This is a genomic window from Pseudomonas viridiflava (genome assembly GCF_001642795.1).
GTDB lineage: Bacteria > Pseudomonadota > Gammaproteobacteria > Pseudomonadales > Pseudomonadaceae > Aquipseudomonas > Aquipseudomonas viridiflava.
On sequence record NZ_LKEH01000045.1, the window covers coordinates 101,794 to 124,324 of the forward strand.

Annotated in this window: 23 protein-coding genes; 11 read left to right on the forward strand and 12 right to left on the reverse strand. The window is 59.6% G+C overall.

Going from position 1 to position 22,531, the window contains the following annotated elements; all coding sequences use genetic code 11:
- Window positions 1–174: 174 nt before the first annotated feature.
- From rutF to rutA, 5 genes are read right to left on the reverse strand one after another with little or no spacing between them, the layout of a single operon-like run.
- The gene (gene rutF / locus AO065_RS22545; RefSeq protein WP_004885148.1) at window positions 175–708 is read right to left on the reverse strand and encodes an NADH-dependent FMN reductase RutF; all 534 of its coding nucleotides are present in this window, start codon (window positions 706–708) and stop codon (window positions 175–177) included.
- Between the two features lie 12 nt (window positions 709–720).
- Window positions 721–1,500 carry a pyrimidine utilization protein D gene (gene rutD / locus AO065_RS22550; RefSeq protein WP_004885147.1) on the reverse strand — a complete coding sequence of 260 codons (780 nt, stop codon included), beginning with the start codon at window positions 1,498–1,500 and terminating at the stop codon, window positions 721–723.
- A 41-nt stretch (window positions 1,501–1,541) separates the two neighbouring features.
- Window positions 1,542–1,925 carry a pyrimidine utilization protein C gene (rutC, locus tag AO065_RS22555; RefSeq protein WP_004885146.1) on the reverse strand — a complete coding sequence of 128 codons (384 nt, stop codon included), beginning with the start codon at window positions 1,923–1,925 and terminating at the stop codon, window positions 1,542–1,544.
- Between the two features lie 10 nt (window positions 1,926–1,935).
- Window positions 1,936–2,676 carry a pyrimidine utilization protein B gene (gene rutB / locus AO065_RS22560; RefSeq protein WP_004885145.1) on the reverse strand — a complete coding sequence of 247 codons (741 nt, stop codon included), beginning with the start codon at window positions 2,674–2,676 and terminating at the stop codon, window positions 1,936–1,938.
- Window positions 2,676–3,758: a pyrimidine utilization protein A gene (gene rutA, locus AO065_RS22565; protein WP_004885144.1), complete on the reverse strand. Its 1,083-nt coding sequence runs from the start codon at window positions 3,756–3,758 to the stop codon at window positions 2,676–2,678. The genes rutB and rutA overlap by 1 nt, the downstream gene beginning before the upstream one ends.
- Window positions 3,759–4,042: 284 nt before the next feature.
- On the opposite strand from rutA, the gene rutR reads away from it, so the two are divergent.
- The 6 genes from rutR (at window position 4,043) to AO065_RS22595 (ending at window position 10,606) form a co-directional block, all read left to right on the forward strand.
- Complete coding sequence (gene rutR, locus AO065_RS22570) at window positions 4,043–4,786, forward strand: pyrimidine utilization regulatory protein R (RefSeq protein WP_004885143.1); 744 nt, start codon at window positions 4,043–4,045, stop codon at window positions 4,784–4,786.
- A gap of 382 nt (window positions 4,787–5,168) precedes the next feature.
- Window positions 5,169–6,260, forward strand: coding sequence for a BMP family ABC transporter substrate-binding protein (locus AO065_RS22575; protein ID WP_004885142.1), 1,092 nt, complete (start codon window positions 5,169–5,171; stop codon window positions 6,258–6,260).
- A complete protein-coding gene (locus AO065_RS22580; RefSeq protein ID WP_004885141.1) occupies window positions 6,257–7,771 on the forward strand; it encodes an ABC transporter ATP-binding protein in 1,515 nt (504 codons plus the stop codon). The genes AO065_RS22575 and AO065_RS22580 overlap by 4 nt, the downstream gene beginning before the upstream one ends.
- Complete coding sequence (locus AO065_RS22585; RefSeq protein WP_004885140.1) at window positions 7,764–8,879, forward strand: ABC transporter permease; 1,116 nt, start codon at window positions 7,764–7,766, stop codon at window positions 8,877–8,879. Before AO065_RS22580 ends, AO065_RS22585 begins: the two co-directional genes overlap by 8 nt.
- A complete protein-coding gene (locus AO065_RS22590) occupies window positions 8,879–9,805 on the forward strand; it encodes an ABC transporter permease (protein WP_004885139.1) in 927 nt (308 codons plus the stop codon). The genes AO065_RS22585 and AO065_RS22590 overlap by 1 nt, the downstream gene beginning before the upstream one ends.
- Before the next feature lie 96 nt (window positions 9,806–9,901).
- Window positions 9,902–10,606 (forward strand): YiaD family glycine zipper/OmpA-like lipoprotein, encoded by a 705-nt coding sequence (locus tag AO065_RS22595; protein ID WP_004885138.1) that lies wholly within the window; start codon window positions 9,902–9,904, stop codon window positions 10,604–10,606.
- Between the two features lie 98 nt (window positions 10,607–10,704).
- Here the strand turns inward: AO065_RS22595 and AO065_RS22600 are convergent, their stop codons facing one another.
- The 3 genes from AO065_RS22600 to AO065_RS27220 all read right to left on the reverse strand — a co-directional run bounded on the left by AO065_RS22600 (window position 10,705) and on the right by AO065_RS27220 (window position 14,141).
- Window positions 10,705–11,604 (reverse strand): acyltransferase, encoded by a 900-nt coding sequence (locus tag AO065_RS22600; RefSeq protein WP_004885137.1) that lies wholly within the window; start codon window positions 11,602–11,604, stop codon window positions 10,705–10,707.
- A 63-nt stretch (window positions 11,605–11,667) separates the two neighbouring features.
- Window positions 11,668–13,758 (reverse strand): phosphate acetyltransferase, encoded by a 2,091-nt coding sequence (gene pta / locus AO065_RS22605; RefSeq protein WP_004885136.1) that lies wholly within the window; start codon window positions 13,756–13,758, stop codon window positions 11,668–11,670.
- Window positions 13,759–13,835: 77 nt separating this feature from the next.
- Entirely contained in the window at window positions 13,836–14,141 is a 306-nt protein-coding gene (locus tag AO065_RS27220) for a DUF3565 domain-containing protein (RefSeq protein ID WP_004885135.1), read from the reverse strand.
- A 13-nt stretch (window positions 14,142–14,154) separates the two neighbouring features.
- Between AO065_RS27220 and AO065_RS22615 the strand changes: the two genes are divergently transcribed.
- The 3 genes from AO065_RS22615 to AO065_RS22625 all read left to right on the forward strand — a co-directional run bounded on the left by AO065_RS22615 (window position 14,155) and on the right by AO065_RS22625 (window position 16,539).
- Window positions 14,155–14,640: an FKBP-type peptidyl-prolyl cis-trans isomerase gene (locus AO065_RS22615; RefSeq protein WP_004885134.1), complete on the forward strand. Its 486-nt coding sequence runs from the start codon at window positions 14,155–14,157 to the stop codon at window positions 14,638–14,640.
- 130 nt (window positions 14,641–14,770) lie between these two features.
- The gene (locus AO065_RS22620) at window positions 14,771–15,259 is read left to right on the forward strand and encodes a glutathione peroxidase (RefSeq protein WP_004885133.1); all 489 of its coding nucleotides are present in this window, start codon (window positions 14,771–14,773) and stop codon (window positions 15,257–15,259) included.
- Between the two features lie 176 nt (window positions 15,260–15,435).
- A complete protein-coding gene (locus tag AO065_RS22625) occupies window positions 15,436–16,539 on the forward strand; it encodes an NADH:flavin oxidoreductase (protein WP_004885132.1) in 1,104 nt (367 codons plus the stop codon).
- On the opposite strand, the gene AO065_RS22630 is transcribed toward AO065_RS22625, so the two are convergent.
- The 4 genes from AO065_RS22630 to cysZ all read right to left on the reverse strand — a co-directional run bounded on the left by AO065_RS22630 (window position 16,508) and on the right by cysZ (window position 20,338).
- On the reverse strand, window positions 16,508–17,728 hold the full coding sequence (locus tag AO065_RS22630; protein WP_004885131.1) for a glycosyltransferase family 4 protein: 1,221 nt from the start codon (window positions 17,726–17,728) through the stop codon (window positions 16,508–16,510). The genes AO065_RS22625 and AO065_RS22630 overlap by 32 nt on opposite strands.
- A gap of 218 nt (window positions 17,729–17,946) precedes the next feature.
- Window positions 17,947–18,690, reverse strand: coding sequence for a hypothetical protein (locus AO065_RS27320; protein ID WP_004885130.1), 744 nt, complete (start codon window positions 18,688–18,690; stop codon window positions 17,947–17,949).
- 347 nt (window positions 18,691–19,037) lie between these two features.
- Window positions 19,038–19,394, reverse strand: a complete 357-nt coding sequence (locus AO065_RS22640; protein WP_004885129.1) for a hypothetical protein — start codon at window positions 19,392–19,394, stop codon at window positions 19,038–19,040.
- Between the two features lie 182 nt (window positions 19,395–19,576).
- Window positions 19,577–20,338, reverse strand: a complete 762-nt coding sequence (cysZ, locus tag AO065_RS22645) for a sulfate transporter CysZ (protein WP_004885128.1) — start codon at window positions 20,336–20,338, stop codon at window positions 19,577–19,579.
- 287 nt (window positions 20,339–20,625) lie between these two features.
- Between cysZ and AO065_RS22650 the strand changes: the two genes are divergently transcribed.
- Window positions 20,626–21,225, forward strand: coding sequence for a peroxiredoxin (locus AO065_RS22650; RefSeq protein ID WP_004885127.1), 600 nt, complete (start codon window positions 20,626–20,628; stop codon window positions 21,223–21,225).
- A 132-nt stretch (window positions 21,226–21,357) separates the two neighbouring features.
- Complete coding sequence (gene trxB / locus AO065_RS22655) at window positions 21,358–22,320, forward strand: thioredoxin-disulfide reductase (RefSeq protein WP_004885126.1); 963 nt, start codon at window positions 21,358–21,360, stop codon at window positions 22,318–22,320.
- Window positions 22,321–22,531 lie beyond the last annotated feature (211 nt).

Here is a 22,531-nt window from a genome sequence, read left to right on the forward strand (position 1 = left end):
AGCAGTTCAGGAAAAGACCTTGTGTATTTAACTGACGTCAATAAGTTGCTGATTCTGTTTTTATTCTTTTAAATCAGTAGCTTGTAGCTTTAATGGGTTTTGCCTCCAGCGCTTGATAAAAACAATCAATGACCGTGACAGAGTGGTCGGCGGCCGAGAGCGCCGACCGTTCTTTCAAATCGTCGGCAGGACACCGGGCAGCGGATGATAGTGACGCCCGAAATACACCAGCGCGTCCGATTGGCTTTCATGCCGGATGTCCTGCACCTCGCAGAACAGAATGTCGTGGGTGCCGACACTCACTGACTGGCTGATTCGGCAGTCCAATGCCAGCTTGGCGCCATCGAGTAACGGTGCGCCGGTCAGACCTTCCAGCCATTGGCCGCCAGCGAAGCGCTCGGCCTGAGAATTCTTGCCGCCGAACAGGTTGGACAGCGCCTGCTGCTCGTGACCCAGCGTGTTCACGCATAAGGTGCCATTGCCCACGAAGGCCTCGTACACCGATGCACTGCGGTTGATGCAGACCAGCAGCGTCGGTGGCTGGTCGGTCACGCTGCAGACTGCGGTCGCGGTGAATCCGGCCCTGCCGTGCGGGCCATCGGTGGTGATCACGTTGACTGCGGCAGCGAGGCTGGACATCGCATCGCGAAATTGAAGCTGGGTGACGGCAGTGGTTTCGGCTGGGTGTATTGCGGATTGAGTGTGCATTGCAACGGTCCTTCAGGCCTGGGCGCTGAGAAAGTCGAGCAGGGCTCGATGAAAGGGATGTGGGTCAGTGATGTTGGAGGCGTGACCGCCGTATTCCAGAAGCACCAGTCTGGCGTTGGGGAGCGTGTCGGCCAGATGCTGTGAACGCTGCCATGGCACCAGCATGTCGTCGCGATTGGCGATCAGCAGCGTCGGTGTGCGAATGTCCGCAAGGTTCGCCTCGATGTCGAAGCTTTCCAGCGCATGAATGCGCCGCAGCAGGTTGTCGGTGTCGGGGAAGTGCGCCAGCGCGTGCGCCTCGTCGTTGGCAAGCCGCGTGGTGTTCGCCGCGATCCAGTCGGCCGGATAAAGAAACAGCGCCTGGGCCTGCACATAGGCTTCAGGCCCGCTGTTCAACAGCAGTTTCTTGCGCACCGAAAAACAGCGGGCACTGTGCGGATTCGGGCTGCTCCAGGCGTTGATCAGCACCTGACTGTCCAGCAGTTGCGGGCGCAGCAGCGACAGCTCAAGGCCGACCAGCCCGCCCAGCGCATGACCCACGAAGTGACAACGCTGAATGTCGAGCGAGTCGAGCAGATCCAGCAGTTCGAGCGCCATGTGGCGAATGGAATAATCCGGCGGCAATACGGCGGGGCTGCGTCCAGTGCCCGCATTGTCGTAGACCAGCACCTGATAGTCACGGGTCAGGATCGGCAGGTCGTCGGCCCAGTATCGGCTGGAGCCGCCGAGGCCCGAACTGAGCACCAGTGTCGGGGCGTCGGCTGTTTGCGAAGCGTGAAGTTCATGGAACATGCAGGCGCTCCAGGTGGGCGGCGAGCGCCCACGTTCGAGGTTCAGCCGATGTGGGCGATGCTGGCGATTTCAATGAGTGCTTCTGGCTTTACCAGGCCGCACTGGATGCAATAGCGCGCCGGTTTTTCACCTGCGAAGTACTCGGCATACACTTCGTTGACCTTGGCGTAATCGGCCCAGTCGCGAATCATGATCATGTTGAAGGTGACGTCATCCATCGTGCCGCCTGCGGTTTCGATCACGCTCTTGATGGTTTCCAGCACGTGACGGGTCTGGGCAGTCGCATCGCCGACATGCACCACGTTGTTGTCCTTGTCGAAAGGCAGGGTGCCCGACACGTAGAGCACGCCATCGGCCATCGAGCCCGGTACGAATGGGGCAATCGGCTTGGTGGTGCCAGCAGGAATGATCGCTTTCTTGGTCATGCTCAGATCCTCACGAAGGTAGCCCGACCGGGCTGAAGGTGGTGCAGAAGTCATCGACGCTGGAGACCCAGCCGAAGAAGGTTTCGATATTGAACAGGGCGGCCTGCTGAGCGAACTCGGGGCCTGCCTGATGAGTGGCGTCGGCCAGCACCACGCCGAAATATTCCAGGTGAAAGCCGTCACGCAAGGTCGACTCGACGCAGACGTTGGTGGCGATTCCAGTGAACACCAGATTACGAATGCCACGGCTGCGCAGCACGCTGTCGAAGCTGGAATTGAAGAAGCCGCTGTAGCGAATCTTCGGCACCACGATGTCGCCGGGTTCAGGCTTCAGTTCATCGACCAACTGATAGTCCCAGCCGCCCTTGGCCAGCAGTTGACCTTCAAGTTCGGGCCGCTTGCGCATGGTTTTCAGCGCATTCGACTTGTGCCAGTTGGGTGAGCCGGGGCCGCCTGCTTCCATGTAAGCCGGGTCCCAGCCGTTCTGGAAAAAGATCACCGGGATACCGGCCGCACGTGCGGTGGCGCAGGCCTTTTTGATGTTGGCAATGACCGGTCCCGTGCTGCTGACATCGAACCCGGCCAGGTCCAGGTAGCCGCCGAGCGAGGCGTAGGCGTTCTGCATGTCGACCACCACCAGCGCCGTCTCGCCAGCTTTCATGCGCAAGGCTTCGGGGCGGGCGGGCAGGTCGCGGGCGGGCTGCAGATCGGGCGGCAAATCCACACCGGCAATCGTCGCGGGCGCGTTCATCAGACCACCTCCTTGAGCGGCAGGATGTGACTGCGGCTGCTCATCAGTGGCTGAATCTTCTGACCGAAATCTTCGACGCCCTTCACGAAATCGTCGAAGGTCAGCATCACGCCCTGAGTGCCAGGAACGCTGGCTACTTCGTCGAGCATCTTCGCCACATTGGCCCAGGAGCCGACCAGCGTGCCCATATTGATATTGACCGCCGAGGTCGGGTCGGCCATCTGCCGCAGGTTCGAGCCTGCGCTCTTGTCGGCCGAGCCCTTGTCGCTCAGCCAGGCAATGGCTTCCTCGTCGGCGCCTTCCTTGATGTGCTCCCAACGAGCGCGTGCGGCTTCGTCGGTGTCATCGGCGATGATCATGAACAGTACGCAGGAGGTGACGTTGCGCCCGGTCTGTTCGTTGGCCTCGATCAGCTTCTGCGCGGTGGGCGCGAACGCGGTCGGGGTGTTCACACCTTTGCCGAAGCAGAAGTTGTAGTCGGCGTACTGGGCCGAGAACGCCATGCCAGCTTCACTTTGCCCGGCACAGATCAGCTTCATGTCGGCTTTCGGACGGGGACTGACGCGGCAGTCCTGCATGCTGAAATGTTCGCCCTGAAAGTCACTGCTGCCGGTGGCCCACAGGTCACGCAGCACCTGTGCGTATTCGGCCAGATATTCGTAGCGGGTGTGGAAGAACTCATCGCCCGGCCACAGGCCCATTTGCTCGTATTCGGGCTTCTGCCAGCCAGTGACCAGATTGATGCCGAAGCGGCCATTGGAAATCGAGTCGATGGTCGACGCCATGCGTGCGGCAATCGCGGGCGGAATGGTCAGGGTCGCGACCGTGGCGAACAACTGGATCTTGCTGGTCACGGCGGCGAGTCCGGCCATGAGGGTGAACGACTCAAGATTGTGTTCCCAGAACTGCGTCTTGCCGCCGAAGCCGCGCAACTTGATCATCGACAGCGCGAAGTCGAAACCGTAGTGCTCGGCTTTCTGCACGATCTGTTTGTTGAGGTCGAAGGTAGGCATGTACTGCGGTGCGTTGCTGGAAATCAGCCAGCCGTTGTTGCCGATGGGGATGAAGATACCGATGTCCATATGAGGCCTCTCTGCGATAGTCGATGCGTGCCCCAGGGACAACGGGCGGCACTTGAACCGAACTTGCATGGAGCGGGCCAGCTTTGGTTTGTCGTTTTTATTCAAATGGTTAGGAAGTTAATTTGTTTATTTCGGACCACTTGGTCTGGATTAGAGCACTTGGTTTGTGCAGAGCGCACGCTGATGGGGCGTGCGGCGGATAAATGCGCGGCGCGGTTCGCATCCATATCGACAAAGTGTATCCGCCCGTTAAGATGCCTGCTCATTTAGGGATCACTGGTTGGATGTGCGTGAACAAGAAACCTCCCGTGACAGAGCCCGCGAGCAAACGCGTGCGCAAGGTCAAGCCCGACAAGGCAGTCAAGGCGACCCGCGAGCCCAGTGCGTCCGCGCTCAAGCGACGCCTGCGGCTCATGGAAGGCAAGCGCAGCGTGATTCTCGATGCTGCGCTGGAAATCTTCTCCCGTTACGGCGTGCATGGCAGCAGCCTGGATCAGGTGGCGAGCCTGGCGGACGTGTCCAAGACCAACCTGCTGTATTACTTCAGCAGCAAGGACGACCTGTATCTGAACGTGCTGCGCCAGTTGCTGGAAGTGTGGCTCAGCCCCTTGCTGCACTTCACGGCCGACAAGGACCCGCAGCAGGCCATCGGTGCCTATCTGAAGGCCAAGCTGGAAATGTCCCGCGATCATCCGGCCGAGTCCCGGCTGTTCTGCATGGAAGTGATGCAGGGCGCGCCGCTGATACAGGGCGAACTGCAGCATCCGTTGCGCGACACGGTGCAGACCAAGGTCGCGGTCATTCAGCACTGGATCGACAGTGGCCAGTTGGCGCCGATCAATCCGCATCACCTGATCTTCTCGTTGTGGGCGACCACCCAGCATTACGCAGACTTCCGCACGCAGGTCGAGGCGGTGACGGGTAGAACGCTGGATGACCCCGAGTTCTTCGACGAGGTTCTGGAGAGTCTGCGCAGCATGATCCTGGACGGCATCCTGCCGCGTGGTGCTTCGTCAAAAAAGCCTTGAGCCTCTGACGAAACGCTATCCAATGTGGGAGGCGGCTTGCCGGCGATGGCATCAGTCCAGCCGCTGATGTATTGCCTGGGAAAATGCTTCGCCGGCAAGCCGCCTCCCACAGTCCGGTGTTTGCTGTGCGACAGCGTTATGTCGAGGCTGTGGTAAGAACTTCCACATTGGTCTGCTGCTGTACGCACCCCGGCTGAGCAGCAACCGGTCACTCTGCACAAACCAAGTGCTCTGAATCGGACCATCTGATCCGTTTTGATCATGTTGTTTTCTACAGTCCATTGTTTCATAACGTCTTTTCTGCAGTGGCATGGATGCTGCTATGGCCTGCTGGGTCGGCCCCGCGCTGTTCTTGCAGGCCATTACCCTCAGGAAAACGTCTATGTACAAGAAACTGTTGCCCGGGACTTTGTGTGCGGCTGTTGCGTTCGGGATGGGCAGCCTTGCCCAGGCGGAAGGGCTGACCCTCAAAGGCCCGGCGAAAATCGCTATGGTGTACATCAGTCCGCGCAACGACGGCGGCTGGACCCAGGCATTCGACGAGGCGCGGCAAAAACTGGAAAAGGATCTGGACACTAAAATCCAGTACGTCGAAAGCGTTCCTGAAAACGCGGCTGCCATCACACCGGTGGTCGATCGCCTGATCGCACGTGGCGCGAACATCATCGTCGGTACGGCTTTCGGTTACTCCGACACCTTCCTGACACTGGCCAAAAAATACCCTGAAGTGGCGTTCCTGAACGGCTCGGGCACCACCAACGCGCCCAACCTGGAGTCGTTCTACGGTCGCACCTATGAAAGCCAGTACCTGTGCGGCATGGCAGCAGGCGCCGCGTCGAAAACCGGCAAGCTGGGCTTCGTGGCCGCCAACCCGTTCGGGCAGGTCAACTGGACCATCAATGCCTACGAGCTGGGTGCGAAGCAGATCAATCCGAAGGCCACGGTCACGGTTGTCTACACGGGTGCCTGGAACGACCCGGTCAAGGAACGTGCGGCAACCATGGCGCTGATCGACAACGGGGTCGATGTGGTCGGTCAGCACGTCGACAGCCCCACACCGCAGATCGTCGCCCAGGAGCGCGGTATTCACGGCACCGGTCATCACCGTGACCTCAGCGAGTTCGCGCCCAAGGCCACCGTCTGTTCGTCGGTCTGGGTCTGGGACCGTTTCCTGGGGCCTGAACTCAAGAAAGTCATCGCAGGCAACTGGACGCCCGCAGCCAATGGCGCGCTGCTGTCGATGGAGCAGGGCGGTACTGACATCAGCCTGACCAAGGACCCTATTATTTCTGCGGACAACCGGCAGAAGATCGAAGCCGAGCGCGCCGAATTGCTGGCTGGCCGAAAAATCATCTACAGCGGCCCGATGGCGGATCGCGACGGCAAGGAGCGCATCGCTGCCGGGCAGCATTTGTCTGACCCCGACTTGTGGAAAATGGACTGGTTTATCGAAGGCGTGATGACTCAGCAATGAGTCAGGTCAACGCGCTTCAACTCACCGGGATCAGCAAGTCGTTCGACGGCTTCAAGGCGCTGATCGATGCCGACTTCACCGCTCACTGGGGCGAGGTCCATGCGCTACTGGGAGAGAACGGTGCGGGCAAATCGTCGCTGATGAACATCGCCGCCGGTCTGTATGCACCGGAAACCGGTTCGCTGTTCATTGACGACAATCCGGTCCAGTTGCAAGGCCCCAAGGATGCCAGTCGCTACCGGATCGGCATGGTGCATCAGCATTTCAAGCTGGTGAAGCCGTTCACGGTGGCGCAAAACATTCTGTTGGGGCTGCGTGAGCAGCCGGGCGAGGGCAGTTATCGCAAGCGTCTGCGGGCGCTTGAGCAGGAGATTGCCGCCAAGGCCGAGGAGTTGTGCTTTGTGCTTGACCCGACTCGCAGCGTCGACAGCCTGTCGGTGGCCGAACAGCAGCGTGTGGAGATTCTCAAGGTGCTGCTGGCCGGTGCGCGGATTCTGATTCTTGACGAACCCACAGCCGTGCTCACCGATCAGGAGGCCGAGCGTCTGTTGATGACCGTGCAGACCTTTGCCCGACAGGGCGCAGCAGTAATTCTGGTGACGCACAAGATGGCCGACGTGAAGCGCTACGCCGACCGGGTGACCGTGATGCGCGGCGGCAGAACGATCCAGACCCTCGACCCGCAAAGCGTCAGCGTTCAGCAACTGGTGCAACTGACCGTGGGCGATTCTGCGCCGGTCAGCGAGCGCAGTCCTGTCGCGGCGGGAGAAGTCCGTTTGCAGGTTCGGGATTTGCGCAGTGTTTCAGGCAACACGGCCCTGAATGGTGTGAACATGACCCTGCGTGCCGGGCAGATCTACGGCATCGCAGGCGTCGGCGGCAACGGTCAGGCGGAACTGGCCAACGCGCTGATGGGGCTGCCACAGCCCACCGAAGGCGAGATTCATCTGGCGCAGTTCGGTGATCTGCGCACCGCATCGACCGAGCAACGGCGTCAACTGCGTATTGCTTCGATCCCGGCAGATCGCTACGGCGCGGCGCTGGCCGGTTCGCTGTCGGTGGCTGAAAACTTTGGCGTGGGCAATATCCATGGCGGCCAGTACGGCTCGTTCTGGCGCATGCGCTACTCGCGTCTGAAGCAGGACGCGCAAAAGGCCGTGGTGGATTTCGATGTGCAGGGCGTGCGTTCGCTCGATCAGAAGGCCGCGCTGTTGTCGGGTGGCAACGCACAAAAGCTGGTGATCGCTCGAGAGTTCAGCCGCGACCCACAACTGGTGCTGGTCCACAGCCCGAGCCGGGGCCTGGATGTTCGCGCCACACAGGCTGTGCACGACCGGCTTCGGGCGGCGCGTGATGCAGGCGCAGCGGTGCTGGTGATCAGTGAAGACCTGGACGAGGTTCTGACCCTGTCTGACCGGATCGGCGTGATGAACGGCGGGCGCATCGTCGCCGAGTTCGATCATCCCGCTGACCGTCAGGCCATAGGCAAAGCGATGGTGAGTCATGACTGAATCGACTGTTTTGCACGCAGGCAGTGCGCCGCGAAGCCCATTGCTGTCGCGACGCTACACATTGGAAATACGCCAGCAAACAGGCTGGCCGCTGCAAGCGCTGATCATTGCGCTGGCGTTGCTGGTCGGCCTGGCTATCTGCACCGCCATACTGATCATGGCGGGCGTTCCTGCGGATGAGTTGCTCAATGAGTTCGTCATGCAGACCGTATTCGATGCACAGAACTTCAAGGCCGTGCTGTTTCAGGCCTCGCCCATGATCATGGTCGGTCTGGCAGGCTGCATGGCCTTCCGGGCAAGGTTCTGGAACCTGGGGCTGGAAGGGCAGATGATCTGGGGCGCCATCGGTGCCACGGCCATTTCGCTGTTTGACGTGGGGCCGGACATGTTGCGGCTGCCGTTGATGATGGCGGCTGCCATCGTCTGCGCGATGCTCTGGAGCCTGGGGCCGATCCTGTTGAAGCTGAAGTGGCAGGTCAATGAAATCATTTCGACCCTGATGCTCAATTACATCGCCGCCAACTTTCTGCTGCATCTGGTCTACGGCAGTTGGAAAGACCCACGGGACAACTTTCCGTACTCGCCTGCATTGCGCAGTTTCGAACGTCTGCCTGACCTGTTTGCCGGGTACAACGCGGCGATTGTTCTGGCGCTGCTGGTCATGCTGCTGACGTTGTGGTTCATCGGTATTTCCCGGGCCGGTCTGTACCTGCGCTTTGTCGATGCCAGCCCGAAAGTGGCCGGTGCCGTTGGCGTGCCGGTGCGCAAAATGATCATGGGCACGGTGCTGCTGTCGGGCGCCCTGGCGGGGCTTGCGGGGTTTGTCGTGACCTCGGGGCAGGAGGGTCGTTTGACCCAGTCGTTCTATCAGGGTTATGGCTTTTCCGGGATCCTCATCGCGTTTCTGGCGCGCAACAATCCGGTGGCGGCAACGATTGTGGCGCTGCTGATTGCCATGCTGTTCGTGGCGGGGCGCAACCTGCAGGTGTTCTACCAGATCCCGTTTTCGATGGTGCAACTGATCCAGGCGATTCTGGTGATCTGCGTGGCCTCGTCCGACTTCTTCATTCGTCATCGCCTGCGACGTATTCAGGCAGGAGCACGCTGATGGACCTTCTTTCTCACTGGCTGGGCAGTGCGCCGGATTTTGCCGTGCCCTTCGCCCTGGCTGCGCTCGGCCTGATCCTGATCGAACGCAGCGGCGTGCTGGCGCTGGGCGTCGAAGGCATGATGCTGGTAGGCGCGCTGGCGGGCATCGGCATGCAACTGAGTGTCGGCTCGCCCGGCATTTCGCTGCTGGCCTCGATGGCGGCGGCGGGCGTGGTGTCTTTACTGTTCGCCTTGATGGTGTTGGTGTTGCGGATCAATCAGGTGATCGCCGGGCTGGCGCTGGTGTTTTTCTGTCAGGGACTGACCGGTTTGCTGGGGACGCTGCTGGGCTGGACCAATCGTCCGGTCAGCGGTCTGCAGGCCGTGGAGTTGTGGCCGCTGTCTGAGCTGCCCGTGGTGGGCAAGGTGTTTGTCCAGAATCCGCTGGTGTACCTGACCGTGTTGATCTTCTTCGCCGTGGTCTGGTTGCTGGAGCGCACGCGCACCGGTCTGCGTTTGCGCGCGGTTGGCGAAAACCCACAGGCCGCCGATGCGGCAGGCATTTCGGTGCAGGGCTACAGGCTGGCCGCCATTGTGGCAGGCTCGGCGCTGATGGGCCTGGCGGGCGGTTTCATTGCGGTGCTGAGCACTAAGATGTGGATCGCCGACATGACTGGCGGGCGCGGCTGGATTGCCGTTTCACTGGTCATCTTTGCGCGCTGGTCACCCTGGCGGGCACTGGCCGGAGCATTGCTGTTCGGCGGCATCGAAGCGTTGATTCCGCAACTGGCAGCAACCGGCGTGAAGCTGCCGCAGTACTTCGTGTTGATGACGCCCTATGCCGTCACCTTGCTGGTCATGGTCTGGGTCGCCGCTGGCAGGCGACAGTCCTCAAGCCAGCCGGGTGCGCTGGGTGAGCCGTATATTCGTGAGGAGCGGCGATGACTCTGCAGGCGGACGGTTCAGGCCGGGTTAAGGAATTTTTGACAGGCGCCATGCTCTAATCGGTCATTAGCGTTCGTCCAACCCAGGAGCTTCTGAATGTTCATGTCTCGTCGTTTGATTATTGCAGCCACCGCTGTGGCCATGCTTTCCGGCTGTGCGACGTCCAATCCCTATGACAATCAGGGCCAGGCTCAAAGCTCCGGTGGCATGAACAAGACTGCCAAATACGGCGGGCTGGGTGCCCTGGCTGGTGCGGTAGCCGGTGCGGCCATCGACCATAACCATCGCGGCAAAGGCGCACTGATCGGCGCTGCCGTGGTCGGTGCTGCATCGGCAGGCTACGGCTACTACGCGGACAAACAGGAAGCGGCTCTGCGCGCGAGCATGGCTAATACCGGTGTCGAGGTGCAGCGTCAGGGTGATCAGATCAAGTTGATCATGCCGGGCAACATCACCTTCGCCACCGACTCGTCGGCGATTGCCAGCAGCTTCTATTCCCCGCTCAACAACCTGGCGAACTCGCTCAAGCAGTTCAACCAGAGCAACATTGAAATCATCGGCTACACCGACAGCACCGGCAGCCGTCAGCACAACATGGACCTGTCCCAGCAGCGCGCACAGAGCGTCGCAACTTACCTGACGTCCCAAGGCGTCGATCAGGCTCACCTGTCGGTACGCGGTGCCGGTCCCGACCAGCCAATCGCCAGCAACGCCGACGCCAATGGCCGCGCCCAGAACCGTCGCGTAGAGGTCAACCTCAAGCCGATTCCGGGCCAGCAGTATCAGCAATACCAGCAGTAAGCTCCCTTACTGATGATCGTGCCCATGCTCTGGGCACGATCAGTGTCGAGGCGGACTTGCATATAACGATGAGTGCTGAGCATGGGCACGATCATGAATCAACCGCGATACTGCTCGTGCATCCGCTCAAGCAACTGGTCTTTCTCTTCCCACAGCGCGTTGATCCACTGCTGGAATTCCAGGCGGTATTCGCCGTCCTGATCGTAGTTTTTGCCCACGAACTGCTGCGGGATTCTGATCTCTTCGAAGTGGGCGACCACGTCTTTCACTCTGCCGCACAGCAAGTCCCAGTAGCCCGGCCGGCCAGCGGGATAGTGAATGGTCACGTTGATGATCGACTCAAGCTGCTCGCCCATCGCATCCAGCACGAAAGCAATGCCGCCCGCCTTGGGTTTCAGCAAATGGCGGAACGGCGAGTTCTGCTCGGCATGCTTGCCCGGCGTGAAGCGCGTGCCTTCTGCGAAGTTGAAGATACCCACCGGGTTGTGACGAAACTTCGCGCACGTGCGACGTGTGGTTTCCAGGTCCTTGCCCTTTTTCTCCGGATGCTTGGCCAGGTACGCCTTGGAATAGCGCTTCATGAACGGAAAGCCCAGCGCCCACCATGCCAGACCAATCACCGGCACCCAGATCAGTTCCTGCTTGAGGAAGAACTTCAACGGTCGGATACGGCGGTTCAACACGTACTGCAGCACCATGATGTCGACCCAGCTCTGATGGTTGCTGGTCACCAGATACGAGTGCTTGTAGTCCAGCCCCTCGAGGCCGGTCAGGTGCCAGCGGGTGTTGCACAGCAGTCTGATCCACGCATTGTTATTGCCGATCCAGGTTTCCTGAATGTGGCTCATCATCCAGTCGGTGAGGCGTTGGGCGGCAGAGAAGGGCAGGCAGATCTTGAAGATCGTGACCACGAACAGCACCGTGCAGCAGACGACGGTGTTCAGCGCCAACAGCAGCGAGGCGAGGACGCCGCGCAATGGGGCAGGCAGGAAATCCATGAAGGATAAAGCTCCGCAGAAGAGTGGGATGCCGCAGATTTGCCTGCGGCACCTGTGTGTTTATCAGGCCAGTGTGTCGGCCTGAATGGCAGTCAACGCGATGGTGTAGACGATGTCGTCGACCTGAGCGCCACGCGGCAGATCGTTGACCGGCTTGCGCAGGCCTTGCAGCATCGGGCCGAGACTCACGCAGTCGGCGCTGCGCTGCACGGCCTTATACGTGGTGTTGCCGGTGTTCAGATCCGGGAACACAAACACGTTGGCGCGTCCTGCAACGGGGCTGTCAGGTGCCAGTTGCCGGGCGACGTGCTCGTTGGCGGCGGCATCATACTGCAGCGGTCCGTCGATCAATAGATCACGCTTGGTTTCGCGGGCCAGTTGCGTGGCTTCGCGGACTTTCTCGACCTCTTCGCCGCTGGCCGAATTGCCGCTCGAATAGCTGATCATCGCCACGCGGGGCGAGATGCCGAACGCGATGGCTGAGTCGGCGCTTTGCAAGGCAATCTCGGCCAGTTCGCTGGCGCTCGGGTGCGGGTTCATGATGCAGTCGCCATAGACCAGCACCTGCTCGGGAAACAGCATGAAGAATACTGACGACACCAGCGTGCAGCCCGGCGCGGTCTTGATCAGTTGCAGGGCAGGGCGAATGGTGTTTGCAGTGGAGTGAACGACGCCTGACACCAGCCCGTCGACTTCATCCAGCGCCAGCATGACCGTGCCGATCACCACCGGATCTTCAAGTTGCTGCTCGGCCATGGGCGCGTTCAGGCTTTTGCTTCTGCGCAGGTCCACCATCGGCGCAACGTAGCGCTCGCGAATCAGGTCCGGGTCGAGAATTTCCAGCCCCGGTGGCAGCTCGATGCCGTGGGCCTGTGCAACCGCTTGCACCTCCTCAGGCTTGGCCAGCAGTACGCAGCGCGCAATGCCGCGGGCCTGACAGATCGCGGCCGCCTGAATGGTCAGCGGTTCGTTGCCTTCCGGCAGTACGATGCGCTTGTTGGCGGCCTGCGCACGCTGGATCAATTGATAGCGAAACACCGCTGGCGACAGGCGCAATTCGCGCGGCGTACCACAGCGCTGGTGCAGCCACTTGGCGTCCAGATGGCTGGCGACGAAATCCGTGATGATTTCCGCACGCTCGCGGTCATCAATGGGGATTTCCTTGTTCAACTGATTGAGGCGGTTGGCCGTGTCGTAGGAGCCGGTGCTCACTGAAAGCACCGGCAGTCCTGCCTGCAACGCGCCGCGGCACAATTCCATGATGCGCGGGTCGGGGACCGTATCGCTGGTCAGCAACAGGCCCGCCAGCGGCACGCCATTCATGGCGGCCAGGCTTACGGCGAGAATGATGTCGTCTCGGTCGCCCGGCGTCACCACCAGCACGCCTGGCTTGAGCAGAGGCACGGTATTGAGCACGGTTCGCGCGCAGATAATGATCCGCGACATGCGACGCTGATCGTAATCGCCTGCGTTGAGCACCTGAGCGCCCAGCAATTCGGCGACGTCACGGGTACGCGGCGCGTTGAGTTCGGCCTGATAGGGAATACAGCCCAGCAGACGGAAATCGCCATTGCGCAGCAGCGGCGAGTGCTCCTTCAGACGAGCGGCGAAGACTTCCATGCTTTCGTCGGTGCGGACCTTGTTCAGGATCACGCCCAGAACCTTGGGGTCCTTGGGACCGCCGAACAACTGGGCCTGTAATTCGACCCGTCCGGACAGCTCGGTCAGCACCTCGTTTTCCGGCGCGGACACCAGAATCACCTCGGCATCCAGGCTCTTGGCCAAGTGGAGGTTGACCCGCGCGGCATAGCTGGCGCTGCGTGTCGGCACCATGCCTTCGACTACCAGCACATCCTTGCCGACGGCTGCCTGCTGGTAAAGATTGATGATTTCTTCAAGCAGCTCGTCCAGCTGCCCGTCGCCCAGCATGCGTTCGACGTGCGCCAGAGCAAGCGGTTTGGGCGGTTTGAGGCCGTGGGTGCGGGCCATCAGTTCGGTCGAGCGTTCCGGGCCCAGATCGCCGGGATGCGGTTGGGCAATCGGCTTGAAAAAACCGACTTTCAGGCCGGCGCGCTCCAGAGTGCGCACCAGCCCGAGGCTGATGGAGGTCAACCCCACGCCAAAATCTGTGGGGGCGATGAAGAACGTCTGCATACTGGCTTCTCGATTGAGCAGTGCAAGGGCAGTGGCGAAGGTGTACAGCCGACAACCGTAAAAAGACCGGGAACCGTCTAATGCGGATCCTCTTTGCCAAGACTATCGTTATCCGCAGCTTTCGCACACCAGCCGCAGTGAAAGCCCTGACCTATTTTCTGTTGGCGTTCAGCGGGGTCCAGCACCCAGGCCCGCGATTGCCACGGCGGCTGGTGACGAAGATGCTGAGTGTGGCCGCAGGACAGCATCGCAACCCAGTGTCCTTCTTCGTCCTGCCGGAAATCGATGACCGTTGACTTTTCCAATTGGGCCCGTCTGTCAGAGTTGCGTTCGCTTTCGGGCGATGGCTTGGTTAAACTTGCTCGTTCTTCAATCTTAAGCAAAGGTCTTGTCCCCATGCCGATCGCCGCCAATAAGGCTGTCTCCATTGACTATACCCTGACCAACGACGCTGGTGAGGTCATCGACAGCTCCACCGGTGGCGCGCCGCTGGTTTACCTGCAAGGTGCTGGCAACATCATTCCGGGCCTCGAAAAGGCACTGGAAGGCAAGAATGTCGGTGACGAGCTGGATGTCGCCATCGAGCCGGAAGAAGCCTACGGCGAATACTCCGCCGAACTGGTCAGCACCCTGAGCCGCAGTATGTTCGAAGGCGTTGACGAGCTTCAGGTCGGCATGCAGTTTCATGCTTCCGGCCCTGACGGCGGCATGCAGATCGTGACCATTCGCGATCTGGACGGCGACGACGTCACTGTCGACGGCAACCACCCGCTCGCCGGTCAGCGTCTGAACTTCAAAGTGAAAGTCGTGGACATTCGTGATGCCAGCGAAGAAGAAGTAGCTCATGGCCACGTTCATGGCGAAGGCGGCCATCATCACTGATTTGTGCTGCTAAGCTCAAATCACTGACAAAGGCGCTCTGGCCGTTCTGCGATGACGACTTTCGTTTCGCGTACGGTCATTGCGCCTTTTCGGGTTCTGGGGCAAGGCTCGGGTTTCAAGGGGGTTCTTCATGAGTGCTTTTCACGACATCAAGCTGAAAGCGCTGGATGGTCAGGAGCTGTCACTGGCTCCGTTCAAGGACAAGGCGGTTCTGGTTGTCAATGTCGCTTCGAAGTGCGGTCTCACACCGCAGTATGCAGCGCTCGAGAACCTGTACCAGCAATACAAGGACAAGGGCCTGATGATTCTGGGACTGCCCTGCAACCAGTTTGCGGGCCAGGAGCCGGGCACCGAACAGGAAATTGCCGAGTTCTGCGAACTCAGTTACGGCGTGACCTTTCCTCTGGGCGAAAAGCTTGAGGTCAACGGTCCGCATCGTCATCCGCTCTATCGCCTGCTGGCGGGTGAGGGTGCCGAGTTTCCCGGTGATATCACCTGGAATTTTGAAAAGTTTCTCGTTCGAAAGAGCGGCGAAGTCATCGCACGTTTCTCGCCGCGCACAGCGCCTGATGATCCTGCCGTCATTCTGGCAATCGAAAAAGCGCTGGGTCTGAACTGATCAGCCTTCCGGGTGGCCTCCGACTCTTTGGCCACCCCATGTTTTTACCGCTTCTGAACTCAAATCAGTCAAATCAATAGTACTGGGCCTGCGCTCCCGGTCCGCCCTATGCTGCGCCTCTGATCCGGCATTCTTCGCCGAATCGCTATCCCTCAACGCTCGTCGGAGACCCGCGCATGCCGGTAAAAGCCTTGTTCAAACCCTTTCATCTGGGCAGCCTGGAATTATCGTCACGTGTGGTCATGGCGCCTATGACGCGCTCGTTCTCGCCTGGGCATGTGCCGAACTCGAAGGTCGTCGAATATTACCGGCGTCGGGCAGCCGCAGGCGTCGGTCTGATCATCACCGAGGGTACGACGGTGAATCACAAGGCTTCCAATGGCTATCCCAACGTCCCGCAGTTCTTCGGTGAAGCGCCGCTGGCCGGCTGGAAGAACGTGGCTGATGCCGTGCACGCCGAAGGCGGCAAGATCGTCCCGCAGCTCTGGCATGTCGGCGCGGTACGTCGCCTCGGCACCGAGCCGGACGGCAGCGTGCCTGCCTACGGGCCGATGGAAAAGGTCAAGGACGGGCAAGTGCTGGTCCACGGCATGAGCAAACAGGACATTGATGAAGTGGTAGCCGCGTTCGCGCAGGCAGCAGCGGATGCCAAGGCCATCGGCATGGATGGCGTGGAGATCCATGGTGCTCACGGCTATCTGATCGACCAGTTTTTCTGGGAGGGCAGCAACCAGCGCACCGACGAATACGGCGGCAGCCTCGCCAACCGTTCGCGCTTTGCCATCGAGCTGATTCAGGCCGTACGCGCTGCGGTCGGACCGGATTACCCGATCATCTTCCGTTTCTCACAGTGGAAGCAGCAGGATTACACCGCACGCCTTGTGAACACGCCAGAAGCGCTCGGCGAATTCCTGCAGCCGCTGTCGGACGCCGGTGTGGATATCTTTCACTGCTCGACACGTCGGTTCTGGGAAGCGGAATTCGAAGGCTCCGAACTGAACCTGGCGGGCTGGACGCGCAAACTGACCGGCAAACCGACCATTACCGTCGGCAGCGTCGGCCTGGACGGCGAGTTTCTGCAATTCATGGTCAACACCGACAAGGTGGCCCAGCCGGCCAGTCTGGAAAATCTGTTGCAGCGGCTGGGCAACGACGAGTTCGATCTGGTCGCTGTAGGGCGTGCACTGCTGGTCGATCCCGATTGGGCAGTCAAGGTGCGCGAAGGGCGCGAGCAGGACATTCTGCCGTTCAGTCGAGAGGCACTGACGACGTTGGTCTGATGGTCTGACGAGCAACCTTTGCGACCTCGACCTCAGTCACGCTTTCCCGGGGCGGGGAGACGTCCAGCAGTTGCCGTTCGAACTGATCGATGATTGCCGCCCAGCCCTGACGACTCGCATGCTGCCTGGCGTTCAGGCGCACGCGGCGCAGGGTTTCGCTGTCTTCCAGCAGCCAGTGCGCGGCGTCTATGAATGCCGCTTCATCTCCGGGCATGGCCAGCGCGCCATTGTGGCCGTGACGAATATGCTGCCCGGCGGCCGCTTCATCGTAGGCAACCACGCCCAGGCCGGACGCCAGTGCTTCCAGCACCACGTTGCCAAAGGTTTCGGTCAGGCTGGGAAACAGGAACATGTCGCCTGACGCATAGTGCGTTGCCAGCGCCTCGCCCCGTTGCGTGCCGCAGAGGATTGCCTCTGGAATCTGTTGTTCCAGCCACGTTCGCTGAGGCCCGTCGCCGACAATGATCAGCTTGAGGTTGCGTTGCGGGTAACTCGCCTTCAGCGTCTCGAAACTGGCCTTTAGCAGCCCCAGATTCTTCTCCGGTGCCAGTCTGCCGACATGAATCACACCCGTGTCGTTCGCCCCCAGCCCCCAGCTCTCGCGCAAGGTTTGGGAGCGCCGTGAGGGGTGAAACAATTGACTGTCCACGCCCCGCGACAGCAACTCAATGCGCTCGAAACCGCGCCGCTCCAGCTCCACTTTCTGGCTGACGCTGGGCACCAGCGTGATCCGCGAACGATTGTGGAACCAGCGCAGGTAATGGGTGATCAGGCGAGTGATGAAGCCCATGCCGTATTGCTGTGTGTATTGAGGAAAATTGGTGTGGAAGCCGCTCACCACCGCTATCCCCAGTCGTCTGGCAGCGCGTAACGCAGAAAGCCCCAGCGGCCCCTCGGTGGCGATATACAGCACATCCGGCCGTCTGCGCTGCCAGCGGCGTAACAGCTTGTGCATCGACGACTGCCCCCACTGCAATCCCGGATAGCCCGGAATCGGCCAGCCGCGGCACAGCATTAGATCATCGGCTGCGCTCGACACAGCGTCCTCGCTCTGGCGCGGCCGGATCAGCTCGACCCGATGCCCGCGCAAGCGCAAGCCGTCACACAGCCGCCCCAGGGTGTTGGCAACGCCATTGATCTCGGGGCTGAAGGTTTCAGTGATAAGCGTGACATGCAGGGATTGGCTCATAGGAAGAGTTTCGACCGTAGACATGTCGGTTATGTGGCGGGTTTGTGATGGATTTGTGATCGGGTGCTTCGGGGCGGGTGTGTGTCAGGTTGTAGCGTTTAGCTTGTCCTTTCAGACGACGTTTACGGACGGCACTACATGATGATGAAGTGGATCTTAAGATACCGAAAGTCGGTAGAGAGTTCCCGCCTTGAAAATGCTTCATGACGGGGCGCTGCCTACCAGTTCGCCATCTTTCTGAAACGATGGGGCAGGCTGTCATTAAAATTCAGTAACGTTTCAAGCGTTTCCATATCAGTGGCACCTCGTTTTTTTACAGCTCCATACAGCTGGGTCCTTTGCTCAAGGATTGACGTAAGCGTGTTTGAATAATAGTTGCGAGACTCTTTGGTCACAGGTTCGCCAGTGGCTGCGTAGCGAATGACCGGGTAATCTGTAATGTCAAGAAGTTCGAAAGTCAACGTGTTTTTCAAGAGGCTTTCGATAATATTGTGCACACTATTAGGTTCGCTTTTCGCCTCTTCAAGCATCTGTCTTTTTTGAGCGTTGCCATTTGATCTTTCAACATCAAAGCCGGTTGGGGAAATCAGGAATCCAGTATTGCCTGCCTGATTCAACGCTTGAGAGGTGATGGCAAAGGTCTCCTTTGACCTTCCAGCCTGAACCGCCATGGACGCAGAGACTCTCTCCATCGCCGCAGGCCTTGCCGAAAAGCCCTTCTCTTCAACTGCAGACCTGCGCTGCTCAATACTCATGTTCTGCATAAAGAACGAGGAGCGCGGTTGAACCGGGCGACTCAGCGTCGCGGAGGCAGGCGTTATCGAGCGTTCCTGTCTGGATGACTCCGCACGCTTCAATATCTGAGAAAACTGGCCTGGTCGAGATGGCGCAGCTTTTTCCATTCCCGCAGATTGACGTGTTTTGCCGCTTTGTGACGCGGCCGATAGTGTTTGAGTTTCCATGGCAATGCCCTCCGTGTGGTTCAGGATGCAGAGCAAGTCGAATGCCAGTTTTGGAGTTTCTTTAAGGTCCTACAAGAACGAGGCAGGAAAGATTGAGTTAACTATTATCGTCCTACATACGATGCCTACACGTAGCAAGTGTCGGCGGGAGGCAGACTTTTTCCGCTTCGGGTAAAAGTTTGCCGCAGTTCTATATGTAAGGGTGAGTGGGTGTAAGAGTTTGTACAGTCAGCTGTAAGATTGTTCTGATTGCCGTATTTACTGAAGAGCTGAAGATCACTGATGTCCTGTTATCTCTATAAGGCCACTGTCCGGAGTATAGCCCGGACAGTGGCCTCAGGCATGCATCAGCCGAAGTCGGCCACCAGTTGATTGATCAGCTCAGCGACCTCGTCCAGACTTGGCTCGGCAATGCGGTGTTCGTCGGCAAATGAATACTGAACGCTGAACAGTCCGCTGTCCGGCCCGTCGGCGTACTCAACTTCATCGTTTTCATAAACGCGGTGCCACGCGTCTTCGCTGATGGAGCGGGAAAAGATGACCATCCTTTCTCCGACACTGGTGCCCATGCCATTGATGAACGCTTCGTCCGGATCGATGCCCCACTCGGACAGCTGGCCGACCAGAAACTCCCGGATCTGCGCTTTGATATCTTCGGCATTGCCTTGCTTGGCGAGTACATTTGGGTTGTGTTGCGTCGTCATGATCTAACTTCCTTGTCAAGTTCATGTGTCTTCATGTGGCTGCGTTGCGGCCTTGCATGAACAGGTTGATTGAAAGCTTATTAGACATGCCTTTTGCATTGCGCGAGTTGTAGATAATTACACGCAGTGATTTTTTTACAGGGCTGCCGGAAGCGGGGCTTCCGGCAGCATGTCCCTGTTCATCAGGCACCGGTAACCCGGCTCGGCAAGGCATCCGCCCCGCGCTCACGCACCCAGAACAACGTCGCCCCGGCCACTGCTGCCGGCATCATCAGAATGTTGACCACCGGAATCAGCAGCGCCAGATACACGATGCCGCCGAAACTCAGGCTCTGCCAGCGTTTGGACTTGAGCCAGGCAAGCATCTCGTTCCAGCCCAGCTTGTGGTTGTCGGCCGGGTAGTCGATGTACTGGATGGCCATCATCCACACGCCGAACAGCAGCCACAGCGGGGCGGCGATGATGTTGGCCACGGGTATGAATGAAAGGATGAACAGCCCGAGCATGCGCGGCAGCATATAGCCCAGTTTGCGTGCCTCGCGGGCGAGGGTGCGGGGTACCATGGCAACCAGCTCGGCCCAACTGAAGTCCGGGGAATCATCCACGCCGCGCACCACCGCTTCGACCTTCTCCGACAGAAAGCCGTTGAACGGCGCAGCAATGATGTTGGCGACCATGGTGAAGGTGAAGAACACCATCAGCAGCACCAGCGCGACGAACAGTGGCCAGAGGATGTAGGTGAGAAAGCTCAGCCAGTGGGGAAGCGTGGGCATGAACGCGTCGACCCAGAGTTCGAACTGGTGTATCGCCAGGTAGATCACGCCGCAGAACAGCACCAGATTGATGCTCAACGGCAGCAGGACGAACAGGCGCAATCCAGGGCTCAGGACCAGTTTCAGGCCTTCCTTGAGGTATTGCGGGCCGGTAAGGGCGGGAGCAGGCATGGCAGCCTCCGAAAGCTTGAAAGGCGTGACCTTACCGGCTTTGCGATGGCCTTGAAAGAGGAGGCTTGAAGCCGGTCTGGCAGGGCTGATCCGGCTTGTGGTCGATCCGTCGCCTTTGAGAGGGATAATCTGAACATCGCCACAGACACAGGATCAGAATGGCCTCTGGGTTGTATAGAAGCGGCCTATAAGGTGGATTGTGAAACGATATTTCCTTACTCTCTGCCACCCCGATAGGCTTGTCACCAATTTCAGGACCTGTCCTTACAATTTTCATGGAGTTATCAATGAGCGTACTGGTAAACAAGTCAGCCCCGGATTTCGACGCAGCAGCAGTATTGGGTGATGGTTCCATCGTCGACAGCTTCAAGCTGTCTTCCCTGCGCGGCAAGTACGTGGTCTTGTTCTTCTGGCCTCTGGATTTCACCTTTGTCTGCCCTTCGGAAATCATTGCCCACAACAACCGCATCGCCAAATTCCGCGAGCTGGGTGTTGAAGTGGTTGGCGTTTCCATCGATTCGCAATTCACCCACTTTGCGTGGCGCAGTACCCCGGTAGAAAAAGGCGGCATTGGCGAGGTCGAGTTCACCATGGTGGCCGACGTCAAACACGAGATCACTCGTGCCTATGGCATCGAACACGACGACGGCGTTGCACTGCGCGCCTCGTTCCTGATCGACAAGGCTGGCGTTGTCCAGCACCAGGTGGTGAACAACCTGCCGCTGGGTCGTGACGTGGACGACATGGTGCGTCTGGTCGAAGCGCTGCAGTTCACCGAAGAGCACGGCGAAGTCTGCCCGGCAGGCTGGCGTCCAGGCCAGAAAGGTATGAAGGCCGACGCTCAGGGCGTCGCCGATTACCTGGCTTCCAACGCCAAGAGCCTGTAATCGATGGCGGCGGCCTGGCTCAGCGTCAGGTCGCCGCATCAGAATTCTCAGGACGGCCGAGCGGTTTCGGCCATCCTTACTTATCCAGCCGTTCCGACCGCGGCGTAAACGGCCGGTCGATAGGAGTGTGTCATGTCAGACGTACGTCATTCCCGAGTGATCATTCTCGGTTCCGGCCCTGCCGGTTACAGCGCTGCGGTGTATGCCGCGCGCGCCAACCTCAAGCCTCTGCTCATCACCGGCATGCAGGCTGGCGGTCAGCTGACCACGACCACTGAAGTCGATAACTGGCCAGGCGACCCGCATGGCCTGACCGGCCCGGTTCTGATGGAGCGCATGCGCGAGCACGCCGAGCGTTTCGAGACCGAGATCGTGTTCGATCACATCAACTCGGTCGATCTGGCAGGCAAGCCGTTCAGTCTGCAGGGCGACAGCGCAACCTACACCTGCGACGCGTTGATCATCGCAACCGGTGCGAGCGCTCGTTACCTGGGTCTGCCATCGGAAGAAGCGTTCATGGGCAAGGGTGTTTCTGCCTGCGCGACCTGCGACGGTTTCTTCTATCGCAACCGCGAAGTTGCCGTGGTCGGTGGCGGCAATACGGCCGTCGAAGAGGCGCTTTACCTGGCCAACATCGCGAGCAAGGTGACGCTGGTTCACCGTCGCGAGACCTTCCGCGCCGAGAAGATCCTGATCGACAAGCTGCATGCACGCGTCGCTGAAGGCAAGATCGAACTCAAGCTCAACGCGACGCTCGATGAAGTGCTGGGCGACAACATGGGCGTGACCGGTGCTCGCCTGAAAAACAACGACGGCAGCAGCGACGAGCTGAAAGTCGATGGCGTGTTCATCGCCATCGGCCACACGCCGAACACCTCGCTGTTCGACGGCCAGTTGGCGTTGAAAGACGGCTACATGGTTGTGCAGGGTGGCCGTGAAGGCAACGCGACTGCTACCAGCGTCGAAGGCGTATTCGCTGCGGGCGACGTGGCAGACCACGTGTACCGCCAGGCAATCACCTCGGCCGGCGCAGGCTGCATGGCTGCACTGGACGTTGAGCGTTATCTGGACGGTCTGGCCAACGCCTCGTTCTGATTGCGTTTTGCAGGTATGAAAAAACCGGCCTTGTGCCGGTTTTTTGTGGGCTTTATCTCTCACAGGGTGCTGTTTTGCGGCAAAAACAGACTGTGGGGCCCTCACCACGACTTTGACGTAGCGCTGTCGCGCAGCAAACACGGACCGTGGGAGGCGGCTTGCCGGCGATGAACGATGACGCGATTTTCCTGACATACCGCGTCGACTGCAT